We start from the raw sequence: 13823 nt of genomic DNA, 5'->3' as shown, positions 1-13823 counted from the left end.
CGGTCCCGTCCACGGACGGATGCGCGGACCTCGGCAAGCGCGTGGCCGGACGACGTCCGGGCCGACATCGCCGGCGATGCAATCGTCGCGGCAGCCGCGACGCAGGGGCACCCTTGCGGTCGCATTCATATGCGTGGAAACTCCGCTTCGTCCGCGGCATGGCCGCATGGAGTCCTCCCCACGATGTCCTCTTCCGCTGCCGCCGCGACCACCGGCACCCACGATTTCGTCGACGATCCGCGCAATGCCTCCATCCTGATTTCCGTGAACGGCACCTTGAAGCTGCGGGCGGAAGCCACCGTCTCGGTGTTCGATTCGGGCTTCGTGCTCGGCGACGGCGTGTGGGAGGGTCTGCGGCTCGTCGACGGCGGTATCGCCTTCCTCGATGCCCATCTCGACCGGCTCTATGAAGGCGCCAAGGCGATCCGCATGGAGATCGGGCTCGACCGCCGCGCGCTGGCGGCCCGGTTGTTCGACTGCCTCGACGCCAACGGCATGACGGACGGCGTGCATATCCGCCTGATGGTCACGCGCGGCGTGAAGCGGACGCCCTACCAGGACCCGCGCATGACCATCGGCCCGGCGACCATGGTCATCATTCCGGAATACAAGACCCCACTGCCGGAGGTGACGCGGCGCGGGCTGAAGCTCTTCACCGTCCACATCCGCCGCACCGGTCCGGCCGAGCAGGACCAGAAGCTGAACTCGCATTCGAAGCTCAACTGCATCCTCGCCTGCATCCAGGCCGCGGAGGCCGGGGCCGACGAGGCGCTGATGCTGGACGATGCCGGCGCGGTCGCGACCTGCAACTCCACCCACTTCTTCATCGTGCGGCGCGGCGAGGTCTGGACTTCGGACGGGCTCTACTGCCTCGGCGGCATCACGCGCGCCAATGTCATCCGGCTGTGCCGCGAGGCGGGCATCCCGGTGCATGAGAAGCGGTTCTCGCTGACCGACGTCTACGGAGCCGACGAAGCCTTCGTGACCGGCAGCTTCGCCGGGCTGACGCCGGTCAACAATGTCGACGGCCGCGCCATCGGCGAGATGAATGCCGACGGAGACCACGCCGGCCCGGTCACCCGCACGCTGCGGGCGCTCTATCGCGACCTGATCGGGCGGGAACTGACGCGCCGCACCGACATCGAGGCGGCGTGACGGCGATGGCGGACACACACGAGAAACCCGCCGTCCGCATCGCGATGTGGTCCGGCCCGCGCAACATCTCGACCGCGATGATGCGGGCGTTCGAAAACAGGCCGGACACGGCCGTGGTCGACGAGCCGTTCTATGCCGCCTATCTCGCGCTTACCGGGCTCGACCACCCGATGCGCGAGGAGGTGATCGCCGCCGGCCCGGCCGACTGGCGCGACGCGGCGGCGTTCCTGACCGGCCCCGTGCCGGATGGGCGGGCGGTTTTCTACCAGAAGCACATGACGCACCACATGATCGGCGAGATCGGCCGGGACTGGATGGACGAGCCAGGCTTCGTCCACGCCTTCCTGATCCGCACTCCGGAAAGCGTGCTCGCGTCCTATGCGGCCAAGCGGGACAGCGTGACCCTGCGCGACATCGGGTTCGCCGAACAGGCGGACCTGTTCGAGCGCGCCGCCGACCGCCTCGGCCATGCCCCGCCCGTGATCGACGGTGCCGACGTGCTGGCGGACCCGGCAGGCGTGCTCTCCGCGCTCTGCCGCGCGGCCGGCATCGCGTTCGACCCCGCGATGCTCGCCTGGCCCGCCGGCCGGCGCGACACCGACGGCGTGTGGGCGCCGCACTGGTATCATGCCGTCGAGGCCTCCACGGGCTTCGGGCCGCCGCGCCCGGGGACGCGCTTCGAGGATCTCGACGACACGCTGAAGCCGGTGGCCGAGGCCGCGCGGCCCTATTACGAGCGCCTCGCCGCCTATCGGCTCGGCGGCTGAGGCTTCGTCATGGCCGGACGCCACGCGTCCGGCCGTCCGCGGAGCGCCGCGGCCCCGCACATCGCAACTGCCCTCAGGCAGCCGCCGTTGCACGCTGCGGCCGCGTGGCGGCGGCATAGTCCTCCACCATCTGCCGGGTGATGGCGCCCGGCACGAAGCGATGGGGTCCGATCTCCGACACGGGTGTGACTTCGGCCGCGGAGCCGGTGAGGAAGCATTCCTCGAAGCCGTCGAGCTCTTCCGGCAGGATGTGGCGCTCGTGCACGGTCAGGCCGCGCTTGCGGGCAAGCCCGATCACGGTCTGCCGGGTGATGCCGTTGAGGAAGCAGTCCGCCAGCGGGGTATGGAGCGCCCCCTCCTTGACGAAGAAGATGTTGGCGCCGGTCGCCTCGGCGACGTAGCCGCGCCAGTCCAGCATCATCGCGTCGGCATAACCCTTGTTCTCCGCCGCGTGCTTCGACAGCGTGCAGATCATGTAGAGCCCGGAGGCCTTGGCCTTCGAGGGGATCGTGCGCGGGTCGGGGCGGCGCCACTCGGCCAGATCGAGACGGATGCCCTTCATGCGCTCCGCGGCATCGAAATAGCTCGGCCACTGCCAGGCCGCGATGGCGACGTGGATGGTGTTCTGGCGCGCAGCCACGCCCATCATCTCGCTCCCGCGCCATGCGACCGGGCGCACGTACGCATCGGAGAAGTTCATCCGCTGCAGAAGCTCCCGATGGGCCGCGTTGATTTCCTCGGCGGAGAACGGCAGCTCGAAGCCAAGAATCCGGGCGGACTCGATCAGGCGGTCGGTATGCTCAGCCAGCCTGAACACTTCGCCGTCATAGGCTCGCTCTCCCTCGAACACGCAGCTCGCATAGTGGAGCCCATGGGTGAGAACATGAACGTTCGCGTCATTCCACGGAATGAACTTGCCATCCATCCAGATGACGCCGTCACGATTGTCGAAAGATTGACCCGCCATTGTTATCTCCTGCTTAGCGGCTTGGGGTCAGGCATGGGACGACCGTTGCGAGCCCCGGCCCTTCAGCCGAGTCGTCCTGACATCCCGTCGGTTGCGTCTGTTCCGGTCAGCGGACGTGGAGCGCACTCCCGGCATCCCAGGGATGCCCCGCCGGCCGATATCTTCCACCCCCGGACACGACCTCGCAGAACGCCTTCCGTTCACGAACGGAAGGGGCTCGACGGCCGCCCGGCCAGGCAGATTTTGCGTCGCGGCGAAACTATCGATATCGTTCGTTCACGCCCGGCAGGTCGCCGAATGTGAACGATCCTTTCGTCCCGACCCTTATTGAAGTAACGATCGTGCATGATTATGTCAACATGGCTGACGTAATTTCTTCCCCATCCGACTCTTCGTCCCGGGTACGGGCCGCCCCGGCGCGGGTTGCGGCGACGACCCGCAGCGGCGCTATCATCCCGGCCGATGCCGGCGAAGCGGACCCCGAAGCGCCGCAATACGATCTGATCGAGCTGCTGTTCTTCGCCTACCGCGCCTTCATCGGAAGGCCCGACAGGGTGCTGGCGGAGTTCGGGTTCGGGCGCGCCCACCACCGGGTGCTGCATTTCGTCGTGCGCAATCCGGGCATCCGCGTCGCCGATCTCCTGGACATCCTCAAGATCACCAAGCAGAGCCTCGGCCGCGTCCTGAAACAGCTCATCGACACTGGATTCATCGACCAGCGCCCCGGTCCGGACGACCGCCGCGAGCGACTGCTCTATGCGACCGAAGCCGGCAAGCAGCTTTCGTTCAGGCTGTCGATGCTGCAATCTCGCCAGATCGAAGCTGCGCTCGGCGGTCTCGGACCTGAGGGTGCGGGAGACGTGCGCCGCTTCCTGACCCTGCTCGCCGCGACGGATGCCGGTGAGAAGCGGTCCGGTGCCGCCACGGAGGCCGACGAGGAGGACGCGTGATGACGTTGACCGACGCCGGCACCGAGCAGCCTTTGCCCGACGATGCTCCCCACCTGCTGATCGTCGACGACGACAGCCGCATTCGCTCGCTGCTTCGGCGCTATCTCACCGGCAAGGGCTACCGGATCACCGCCGCCGAGGACGCAGCTGACGCGCGCCGCAAGCTCGAATCGCTGGTGTTCGATGCCCTCGTGCTCGACGTGATGATGCCGGGCGAGGACGGGCTGTCGCTCGCCCGCACCCTCAAGAACCGGTCCGATATCCCGATCCTTCTGCTGACGGCGCGTGCCGAGGCGGCAGACCGTATCGCCGGCCTCGAAGTTGGCGTCGACGACTACCTCACCAAGCCGTTCGAGCCGCGTGAACTCCTGCTGAGGCTCGCCAACATCCTGCGGCGGCGGCGCCCCGCGGAGGCGCCGACGAGCGAGGTCCGTTTCGGCCCCTTCGTGTTCGATCTCGGCCGCCAGGAACTGCGGCGCGGCGACGCGCAGATCCGCCTGACGGACCGCGAGCGCTGGCTGCTCGCCACCTTCGCGGAGCGGCCCGGCCAGACCATCGCACGCCACCACCTTGTCGGCCGCGAAGGTGCGCTGGGCGAGCGGACCGTGGACGTGCAGATCAACCGCCTCCGGCGCAAGATCGAAGACGATCCCGCCGATCCGGCTTACCTTCAGACCGTCCGCGGCATCGGCTACCGTTTGATCGCGTCCTGAGCGGCGGACCTGCGGCACACGCAGCGAACCACATCGCGGCCCGATTTCCGGCGCACACAGCCCATGGCGCGCGCGAGGCCCTCCCTCCGGCGCAGACTTTTGCCCGCGCGGGTCGGGTGCAACCGTAAAGACGGAGCCGGCTTTGGCCATCGACAGCGAATCCGAACGGCAGCCGCGGTCGAAGCCGGTACGCACCGTGCTCGCCACCATCGGTAACGGCCTGCTGGTGCCGGGCCGATGGCTGCACGCCCGGCTGCCGAAGCGGCTGTTCCCGCGCTCGCTGCTGATCGTGGTGCTGCCGCTCGTTATCCTGCAATCCGTCGTTGCCTATGTTTTCCTGCAGCGTCATTGGGAACTCGTCACCCAGCGCCTGTCCGAGGCCACCACGCGCGACATCGCGGCCCTGATCGGCATCCTCGAGGCATATCCGCAGGACCCCGGCTACAAGACCTTCCGTGAGATCGCGATGCGCGATCTCGATCTCTCGGTGCAGGTGCTACCGCCGACGCCGCTTCCGCCACCCGCCGACAAGCCGCTGTTCTCTCTTCTGGACCGGACACTGAGCCGGCTCATTTCCACCCAGATCCAGCGTCCCTTCTGGATCGATACCGTCGGCCGCTCCGACTATGTCGAGATCCGCATCGATCTCGGCGACAAGGTGCTTCGGATCTTCGCGCGCCGCAGCCAGACCTATGCGTCGAACGCCCACATCTTCCTGGTGTGGATGGTCGGCGCGTCGCTGGTGCTGATCGGCATCGCCGTCCTGTTCCTGCGCAACCAGATCCGCCCGATCCAGACGCTGGCTGAGGCCGCCGAGCGGTTCGGACGCGGACAGCCGGTGGAGAATTTCCGCCCGCGCGGCGCGCTCGAGGTTCGGCAGGCGGCGCTCGCCTTCATGGAGATGCGGCGGCGCATCGAGCGCCAGCTGGAGCAGCGCACCACCATGCTCGCCGGCGTCTCTCACGACCTGCGCACCATCCTCACCCGCTTCCGGCTGGAACTCGCGATGCTGGGCGACGACGAGGAGATCGAGGCGCTGAAACAGGACGTCGACGTGATGAACGCGATGCTGGAGGCCTATCTCGCCTTCGCCCGCGGCGACGGCGACGAGCAGGCCTCGCTCGTCGATCTCACCACGATGCTCGACTATATCGAGGACGAGGCGGTGGCCCGCGGCGCCGTGGTGCGCTCCACCTTCGAGGGTGAGCCGATGGTGTCCGTCAAGCCGATGGCCTTCGGCCGGCTCCTCTTCAACGTGGTGCTGAACGCCGCCCGCTACGGCAAGACCATCGAGATCTCCGGCCGCCATGCCGACGGCTGGATCACCGTCATCGTCGACGACGACGGCCCCGGCATTCCCGAGGACCAGCGCGAGGCGGTGTTCCGTCCGTTCTTCCGCCTCGACAGCGCCCGCAACCAGGACCAGACCGGTACCGGGCTGGGGCTCACCATCGCGCGCGATGCCGCGCGCGGTCACGGCGGCGACGTCGTGCTCGGGGATTCGCCCCTCGGCGGCCTAAGGGTGCGGGTGCGGGTGCCGGGCTGAACCGCCCGATACGCGCCCGTCCGCCGCATCCCTCAGTAATCCGTCTCCGCGCCGATGCCGACCTTGGCCTCTCCGTTGATGCCGACCTCGCCCTGAAGACGCAGGTGCTTGGTGATGTCGAGATCGACTGTCACCCGCGTCGAGGCCGCGCTCGTCCCCTGCCGGACCCCGATATAGAGATTGTCGGTGGCGTAGCCGCCCGCCTGCAGCGCCGGGTTCGAACGAGAATCCGAGGTCATGTTGAGCTGGCTCAGGCCGATCATGCGGCGGATGCGGTCGAGCAGCCCCGGGCCGCGGGAGAAGCCGCTGAGATTGCCGACCGCATCGGCCAGCGCAAGGGCCTCGCCGGCGCTGAGATTGCCAGCCGACTTGCCGAACAGCAGCCGCGCCAGCACCTCGTCCTGTGGAAGCGGCGGCGAGGACGTGAAGTTGAACACGGGAGCGGACGCCCGGCCCGTCACCTCGATCTGCGCCGTGATATCGCTCGCCCGGGTCTCGGCGACGAGATCGAGCAGCGGATCGAGCGAATCGACGAATGTCAGGTTGCCCCGGCTGAACGTGAGGTTGCGGCCGAGGATCGTGAGCGTGCCGCGGCGCATGTCGAGATCGCCGTTCACGATGGGCGCGGAGGCGGTTCCGGTGATCGCGAACCGGCCGGCGAACTCCGCATCGATGCCCTGCCCACGGACGAACACACGGTTGTTGGCCGTGACGGTGATGTCCATCTTCGGGTCGAACGGCTTCGGTTCGGCGCTGCCGGCGGGCCGCGGCGGCGCGGGCTGGGTGAAGAGATCGATCTGGTCCGGCGGCACGTTGATATGGATCACGTCGATCGGCGCGGCCGAAGACGGCAGCCGATCGGGAATGGTCACGTCGACCTGTCCGAGCACGATGTTGCCCGCGATCTGCGGTGACGAGGCGACCGGCCCGCGAACGGTGATATCGGCCGTTGCCTGCGCACGCACCATGCCCTGGTAACGCAGCACGAGCGAACGGCCGGCGATGGCGATGTCGGCGGGAAAACCCGTCGCGGGATCGAGCCCGACCGTACCGGTGATGGCGAGGGTTCCGCCCGCCACGGCCCGGCCGGTGATGTTCTCCAGCCGCGCCACCCGCCGGTCGAGACGGATCACGCCCGAAATGTCGCGGAAATCGACACCGGTCATCACGTCCGAGAACGAGACACCGTCGACCCTGAGGGTGCCGTTGAAATCCGGCTCCGCCAGCGTGCCCTGTGCGGTGCCGTCGAGCGAAAGCCGGCCACCGACCTGACGGGACGCGGACGGCACGATCTGGTTGACGAGCGCCAGATCGGCGTTGCCGCGCATGCGGATCGAGAAGCGGCCGGTAGCCGTCGCCGGCGCCGTGCCGTCGAGGGTGATGCGCGTCGATCCCGCATTCACCGCACCGTTCAGAGTGACGCCATTCGTGCCCGTGGTGCCTTCCAGATCGAGGTCGACCGCCGGTGCCGCTTCCGGCATCGAGGCAACGCGGGCGCCCCGGACGGTGAGAGTGTAGGCGATGCGCGGCGCCGCCGTGGTGCCCGTCACCCGAGCCCGGGTTGCGAGCGTGCCGGTGAGGCCGAGTTCGGGCACGAAGATGCGCGACAGCGCGAGCGGCAAGGCGGCGACATCCACGGAGAGATCGAGCGCCCGCGTGCCGACGCTGCCCGTGACGGTCGCCGTGCCGCCGCCACGAACCGCGAGCGCGAGATCGAGGCTGGTGCGGTCCGGGCGGTAGGACACCCGCCCCGGACGGGACAGGGCGACCGACATGTCGTCGCGATTGGCGCTGAAGGAGGCGAGCGCCACGTCGACGGCGCTGCCGAGCGGTTGGCCACCCGGCAGCGAGACGGTCGCTTTGGACGCGATGGCCGCGCCCTGGAGCCGCAGGCTAACCTCGGTGACGATCGCCGTCAGCGGTCCGGTGGCGGTGATGCGCACCGCCTCGGCATTCGCGCCGGAGGCGACGAGCGAGGCCGCCGTCACCGTGGCGTTGAAGCGCGGCGTGCCGAGAGGCTGGGCGACGACGACAGCCGCGGAGAGGTCTGTGACGGTCGCATCCGCCATGGCGAGGCGGGCGGACTTCAGATCGAGGCGCGCCTCATCGGCACCGTTCGAGCCGAGATCGATCGTGGCGTCGAACCCGCCACTCGCCTGCTGCCCCGCGAGCGCGGCGAGCGGCGCGACGTCCGTCGCTCTGACGACGAGCCGGCCGCCCGGCTTGCCCGCGGCCGAGAGCGAAAGGTCGCCTGATGCCGTCAGCCCGACGAAGGCGAGATCGGCGACCTTCAGGCTCTGGCCGTCGGGCCCGTGCGCGAACGCGACCGAACCGGTGACCGGTCGCCCGGAGGACGAGCCGGCGAGCGTGAGGCGGCCATCGATGCGGCCGTCGTCATGGCGGCTGCCTTCGAGATCGGCCTTCAGGTCGCGGATACGCTGACCGGCGGCGACAATCTCGGCGGAGGAAATCCGCGCCTTCAGCACCGGCGCCTCGAAGCTGCCGGTCAGGGTGGCGGCAAGCTTCGCCTGGCCGGCGAGGGTCGGCGCCAGTGCGGAGAGATCGGCCAGTGCGGCGTCGAGCGTGAGGCCCTGGGTGCCGCTACCGAAGCCGCCTTTCGCACTCGCGGTCAGCTTCGCACCTTCAAGGCTGAAGCGCTCCACCGTCACGGCATCGTTGGCGGCGGATAGCCCGGCCGTGAGCTTCGGGGCAGCACCGAGCAGGGCATCGAGCGCCGGGATGCCGGTCGCGAGCCCTTCGCCTGCGACCTGCACGTCGGCATTGCCGGTCAGTTGCTCCGGATCGCCGCTGCCCTTGACGGTCAGCCGGGCGCCGCCGCCGAGCGGATGATCGACCAGCGTGCCGAGCGGCGAGAGATCCTTGGTTTCGGCCGCGAGATCGACCGTGGCCGTGCCGCCCGCCCAGCCGCCGGTCGCCTTCACGGTCAGGCCGAGTGCGACGAGTTCGGCATCCTGGATGGCTGCCTGGCCGCTGTCGTCGACGGTCGCCTTCACGTTGAGGTGCGGCGCGCCGGCGGCATCGAGCTTCCGGCCGGCCAGGGCCGCATCCTGAAGATTGGCGACGAGATCGATCTGCCGGCTGCCGCTCGATCCGAGCAGAGAGGTGATTTCGCTCGATGAAGCCTGCAGCGTCAGCGCGCTGCCCGTGAGCGGTCCGGCCGCCGGTTTCTCGATCTGGCCGGTGAGGGTCACGGAAGGAGCGGCGGTGGTACCACCGATCTTCGCGGAAAGCGTCGCGCCGTCCCATGTCGCGGTAGCGCCGGTGAGGCCACCGAACACGTCCGATTTCGCCACACGGGCATCGAGCGCGAGATCGAGTTCGCCGGTGGCGGTCGCAACCTTGCCCGTTGCCGACAGCGTGCCGGCCGCGGCGGCAAGATCGGCCTTCTCGATCTCGACGACGCCGTCGTCGCCGACGAGTGTCGACAGGACGGCGCGGATGCCACCGTCCGCAAGCGGCTGGTAGACGCCCGGCAGCGTCCCGGCGATCGTCGCATCAAGATCGGCCGTGATGCGGCGTCCGCCGTTCACCCGTGCGATGCTCGCCTTGCCTTCGGTCAGCGTCTCGTCGCCGAGCGCCAGCCGCAGCGTCCCGGCCCAGGAATCGAGCGGGCCTTCGCCCTTCACCACGAGCGCGAGCGGCATATTCTGCCCGAGCCTCGCCATGCGGTGAACGATACCGCCCGCGGGCTCGCTGGCATCGATCGAGACGCCCAACGTCTGGTCCGAGGACCGGAATGTCAGCGCCAGGCGGGCGTCGGGGTCGTCGGGCCCCTGCCCGTCCACGGACACGTCGATATCGACCGGTGCGCCTTCGGTCAGAACCGGCAGGTCGAGCCGACCGGCCAGACCGAAATCGACCGCGCGGCCCGCCCCGACGCTGGAGGCGAGCGACACTGTGCCGACCTTGAAGCCCGCCACCGACACGTCGACCGGAAGCGCGAAACCCTCGGATTTCTGCGCCGACGGTTCCGAATGCGGCATGCGCGTCACGTCGACCCGCCCGACATCGAGGCTCTCGACCACGACGGCGCGACGAAGGAGGGCAGCCGGGCGCCAGGCGAGCGCGATGCTGTCGATGGAAAGCCACTGGCCATCGCGGTCGCCGACGCCGACATCACGCAGTCGCAGGTCGTCCAACGGCCCCTCGATGGCGGCGATGGTCACCGGCGAGCCGGTCATCCGCGTGACGGCTTCCACCACGCGCACCAGCATGGTGCGCCCCGGGGCGGTGAACACCATGAACGATGCGGCGGCCGCAATGACGACGACGGCGGCAAGCAGCACCAGCGCCACGCGGCGCACGAGCCGACCGGCCACGGGTCTCTTCCGTCTGCGCTGCGGTTGCGGTCCTTCGGGCCGCGTCGTCCGCTCGTTCACCCGTACTGTCTCCCCGATTTCTCAAGCCGGACCTGCCGTGCCCGGATCACTGTGCTTGCATGCCCGCCCACAGCCCACTCGGCTGCAGCGGGGTCGAAGGACACACGCGCTAGAAGGCCTGTCCGATGCTGATATAGGCGGCCACTGAGGGATCCCCCTTTTCGTGCGTCGTCGGCACTGCCACGTCGAGGCGCAGCGGACCGATGGACGTGAAATACCGCAGACCGAGGCCGACGCCGATCTTCAGCGGTTCGGAGAAATTCGGCCAGCTTTCCGTATAGGCGCTGCCCATGTCGACGAACGGCACCAGCCCGATGGTTTCCGTGATCCGGGTGCGCAGCTCGAGCGAGGTCACGAACAGGCTGCGTCCGCCCGTGATCTGGCCCCAGGCATCGCGCGGGCTCGCCGCCTGGTAGGCATAGCCGCGGATCGAACCGCCGCCACCGGCATAAAGACGATCGTTAGCCGGCGTATCGGCGAGCGAAGGCCCGACCACGCTGCCGATCTGGACGCGGCCGGCGACGATGAAGCGCTTGGCGTCGTCGAGCGCCTTGTAGGCGCTGAATGTGGCATTCGACAGCAGCATGAAGTTGCTGTCGCCGATGTCGCCGACGACCGGCTCGATCGAACCGACGGCACGATAGCCCTCCGACGGGTTGAGCTTGTCGTCCGTTGTGTCGATCCGCCCGGCCACGGGCATGCCGAACAGGGCATAATAGTGATCGCCGTAGGCATCGGTGATGTGCGACCAACTCGGCGAGAAGCCGATCGACACGTCGCGCCGGTCGTCGAAGCGGTGGATCAGGCTGATGGTGTTGTCGAAACCCTCGCGCGTATAGGCCTTCGGCGCCTCGCGGACGAGGTGGCTCGCGATGGTCAGGTCGTTCTTGTAGGACCAGATGCCGGGCTTGGTGAACGTGAAGCCCACGCGATATTCGAGGTCGTTGGTCGCGTTCACGAACAGCCGCGACACCGTTGCATCCAACCGCAACCGCTCCGCACCCCCGAACAGGTTGCGGTGCCCCCAATAGGCGGTCAGCGCGGCGCCGTCGGTGCTCGACCAGGTGGCCGACGCGCCGACATAATGCAGCTTCCGCTCCGCGACCGTCACGATGATCGGAATGGAACCGTCGGATTCCACCGCCTGGGCCGTGGTGACGCGCACGGAATCGAACACCTCGAGCCCGCGCAGATAGCGCTCGTAGGCCGCCACTTGGGCGGGGTCATAGCGCTCGCCGGCCTTGAACGGCGCCCAGCGACGGATCAGGCCCGGATTCATCTTGTCCGTGCCGCGAACCTCCACCGCGCCGAAGGTGGCGCTGCGGCCGGGATCGACCACATAGGTGACGTCGACCTTGACCGCGCGGTGGTCGGCCACGACCTCGCGACTCGTGACCCGCGCCAGCGGATAGCCGTCGTTCTGCATCGCCGACGTAAGCTTGGCCTCCGCGGCGACGAGGCCTGCGGAACCGGCGACATCGCCGACGACAAGACCGGTCGCAGCCGCGCCGACAACCGTCGCAGGCCGTCCGTCCGGGTCGTGGACGGCGACGGTGCCGAGATGGAACACGGGACCGGGCGTGAGCCGGATCGTCGCCGGAACCGTTCCGCGGGCGAACGCCGCGTCGATGGCGTCGCGGATCGCCGGATTGGAAACGCTGGTGCCGGCGACCTCGACCTCCACGATCGCGGCGTAGCGGCCCTGCTGGTACATCGCGCCGATGATGCGCGCGCGCTCGGACAGGGCCGCGCGCAGCACTTCGTCCGTCGAATGCGCGCCGTCCTGCTCGAGGCCGTAGAGCCCGGACGCATCCTGGACAGCGGAGCGGACGTCGCCGTTGCCGCCGTTGATATCGATCGTGAGGTTGACGGCGCTTCGATGCCGGGCGTCGCCGCGGTCGGCCTTGCCGCCGGCCGTCGTCTGCGCGTCGCTTGCCGGCTCGCGCTCCCAGAACCAGCGCGCGGAGGCCGGCGTGGCGAGCCCCGTGGAAAGCAGAACGCAGGTGAGGCCGGAGGCGATGCGCGTCACGGCGGAGCCGGCAGACGTGCGAAGCCGGCCGGGAGCGTTCCGTGTCTCGCCCCGCCTCCCCCGTCGGCTTGCTCCGCTCTTACGCATTACCGGCGACACCGCCCTCGTTTACAGCACCTGCACCTGCGGCCGCGAGGCTGTCGCACGCCTCCGAGGCCGGACGTCGCCGACTGCGGCCTCATCGGCGGCCCCCGCGAAGGCCTGATCGCACGGCGATCCGAATCGCCCAGCATGAAGCTCGCATCCGGGCGTTACCGTTTCGTTCATCACGTCCCCAGCGAAGCGCGATCAGGCCATGCCGAGCGCCTGCATATAAAGCTCCAGGATGGCCTCCTGTTCCTGCCGCTCGGAGGCATCCTGGCGGCGGATCGAGACGATCTTGCGAACCGCCTTGTTGTCGAAGCCGCGCCCCTTCAACTCCGCGTAGACTTCCTTGATATCGTCCGCGATGCCCTTCTTCTCTTCCTCGAGCCGCTCGATGCGCTCTATGAACTGCTTCAGCTCTTCCGCGGCCACGCCGGTTTCGGCGATATCGGTGGTCATGTTTTCTTCCGTACCTCGATTGCACGTCGACACGTCGTCTCCGGCGTGTTCCCGGCCGAAGGCCGGCGAGGGAACATGCCGGAGATCATAAGCTTGAACCGCGCCGCTGCGTCCGTTTCGGACCGGGGCGGGCGGTACGAGGCTAGCGCGGTGGCCGGTGAGACGCCCGGCCTCGCCTCTGCCCGACACTCCTGAAGCAAGGCCGGGAAGGTGGCAACCCCGAACCGCATGCATCCGGCTGGTGGTGCCCGGCCTGGCCGCCCGCCGCTCCGCCGTTCGCCCTGCAAGACCGGGCAGCCCATGCTTCGGCGCGCGGAGAGCGACGCTCGGCCAAGCTCACCGGCGCCTCGCCCCTCAATGGCCGGAGGCGGCCTTGAAGGCCTTTTGCTGCGCTTCGCTCGCCTCGCGCTGGTGAAGCGCCTTCCAGTCCTCGTAGGGCATGCCGTAGACGATCTCGCGCGAGGCCTCCTTGTCGAGGGCGATGCCACGCTCCTCCGCCGCCTCGCGATACCAGTTCGACAGGCAGTTGCGGCAGAAGCCGGCGAGATTCATCAGGTCGATGTTCTGGACGTCCGGCCGCGCCCTCAGATGCGCGACGAGCCTGCGAAAGGCCGCCGCCTCCAGCGCCGTCCGGGTCGCCTCGTCCAGTGCCGGCGCCCCGTCCGTGCCCTCGACAGGCGCTGTCTTCGCCACGTCGTTCATGTCGCTCTCCGGTCCTGGCCCGTCCTTCAATGCCGCAGGGATTAAAGACGC

At 68.7% G+C, this 13823-nt stretch carries 10 protein-coding genes; 5 read left to right on the top strand and 5 right to left on the bottom strand.

Annotation, left to right across the window (positions count from 1 at the left end; genetic code table 11):
* Window positions 1-183: 183 nt before the first annotated feature.
* On the top strand, window positions 184-1155 hold the full coding sequence (locus tag BUF17_RS13460) for an aminotransferase class IV (RefSeq protein ID WP_073629519.1): 972 nt from the start codon (window positions 184-186) through the stop codon (window positions 1153-1155).
* A 5-nt stretch (window positions 1156-1160) separates the two neighbouring features.
* Window positions 1161-1922, top strand: coding sequence for a sulfotransferase-like domain-containing protein (locus tag BUF17_RS13455; RefSeq protein ID WP_073629517.1), 762 nt, complete (start codon window positions 1161-1163; stop codon window positions 1920-1922).
* Between the two features lie 73 nt (window positions 1923-1995).
* Here BUF17_RS13455 and BUF17_RS13450 read toward each other — a convergent pair whose 3' ends face one another.
* The gene (locus BUF17_RS13450) at window positions 1996-2889 is read right to left on the bottom strand and encodes a branched-chain amino acid aminotransferase (RefSeq protein ID WP_073629515.1); all 894 of its coding nucleotides are present in this window, start codon (window positions 2887-2889) and stop codon (window positions 1996-1998) included.
* A 359-nt stretch (window positions 2890-3248) separates the two neighbouring features.
* Here BUF17_RS13450 and BUF17_RS13445 point away from each other — a divergent pair, with 359 nt between their 5' ends.
* From BUF17_RS13445 to BUF17_RS13435, 3 genes are all read left to right on the top strand, one after another.
* Complete coding sequence (locus BUF17_RS13445) at window positions 3249-3839, top strand: MarR family winged helix-turn-helix transcriptional regulator (protein WP_084564707.1); 591 nt, start codon at window positions 3249-3251, stop codon at window positions 3837-3839.
* A complete protein-coding gene (locus BUF17_RS13440; protein ID WP_073629513.1) occupies window positions 3839-4552 on the top strand; it encodes a response regulator in 714 nt (237 codons plus the stop codon). Before BUF17_RS13445 ends, BUF17_RS13440 begins: the two co-directional genes overlap by 1 nt.
* Window positions 4553-4760: 208 nt before the next feature.
* The gene (locus BUF17_RS13435) at window positions 4761-6098 is read left to right on the top strand and encodes an ATP-binding protein (protein WP_073630027.1); all 1338 of its coding nucleotides are present in this window, start codon (window positions 4761-4763) and stop codon (window positions 6096-6098) included.
* Window positions 6099-6130: 32 nt separating this feature from the next.
* Here the strand turns inward: BUF17_RS13435 and BUF17_RS13430 are convergent, their stop codons facing one another.
* The 4 genes from BUF17_RS13430 to BUF17_RS13415 all read right to left on the bottom strand — a co-directional run bounded on the left by BUF17_RS13430 (window position 6131) and on the right by BUF17_RS13415 (window position 13772).
* Entirely contained in the window at window positions 6131-10438 is a 4308-nt protein-coding gene (locus tag BUF17_RS13430; RefSeq protein WP_073629511.1) for a translocation/assembly module TamB domain-containing protein, read from the bottom strand.
* Between the two features lie 169 nt (window positions 10439-10607).
* Window positions 10608-12527, bottom strand: coding sequence for an autotransporter assembly complex protein TamA (locus BUF17_RS13425; RefSeq protein WP_073629509.1), 1920 nt, complete (start codon window positions 12525-12527; stop codon window positions 10608-10610).
* Window positions 12528-12815: 288 nt separating this feature from the next.
* Complete coding sequence (locus BUF17_RS22600; protein ID WP_139282530.1) at window positions 12816-13070, bottom strand: DUF2312 domain-containing protein; 255 nt, start codon at window positions 13068-13070, stop codon at window positions 12816-12818.
* Between the two features lie 354 nt (window positions 13071-13424).
* Window positions 13425-13772 (bottom strand): DUF1244 domain-containing protein, encoded by a 348-nt coding sequence (locus BUF17_RS13415; RefSeq protein ID WP_073629505.1) that lies wholly within the window; start codon window positions 13770-13772, stop codon window positions 13425-13427.
* Between the last annotated feature and the right edge of the window lie 51 nt (window positions 13773-13823).

This window comes from Pseudoxanthobacter soli DSM 19599 (genome assembly GCF_900148505.1).
Taxonomy (GTDB): Bacteria; Pseudomonadota; Alphaproteobacteria; order Rhizobiales; family Segnochrobactraceae; genus Pseudoxanthobacter; species Pseudoxanthobacter soli.
This window is presented reverse-complemented; position numbering and strand designations above follow the sequence as displayed.

What these genes read in the sequence shown, in the direction of transcription:
- BUF17_RS13460 (WP_073629519.1), top strand. Translation starts at nt 184, where the DNA reads ATGTCCTCTTCCGCTGCCGCCGCGACCACCGGCACCCACGATTTCGTC.
- BUF17_RS13455 (WP_073629517.1), top strand. Translation starts at nt 1,161, where the DNA reads ATGGCGGACACACACGAGAAACCCGCCGTCCGCATCGCGATGTGGTCC.
- BUF17_RS13450 (WP_073629515.1), bottom strand. Translation starts at nt 2,889, where the DNA reads ATGGCGGGTCAATCTTTCGACAATCGTGACGGCGTCATCTGGATGGAT.
- BUF17_RS13445 (WP_084564707.1), top strand. Translation starts at nt 3,249, where the DNA reads ATGGCTGACGTAATTTCTTCCCCATCCGACTCTTCGTCCCGGGTACGG.
- BUF17_RS13440 (WP_073629513.1), top strand. Translation starts at nt 3,839, where the DNA reads ATGACGTTGACCGACGCCGGCACCGAGCAGCCTTTGCCCGACGATGCT.
- BUF17_RS22600 (WP_139282530.1), bottom strand. Translation starts at nt 13,070, where the DNA reads ATGACCACCGATATCGCCGAAACCGGCGTGGCCGCGGAAGAGCTGAAG.
- BUF17_RS13415 (WP_073629505.1), bottom strand. Translation starts at nt 13,772, where the DNA reads ATGAACGACGTGGCGAAGACAGCGCCTGTCGAGGGCACGGACGGGGCG.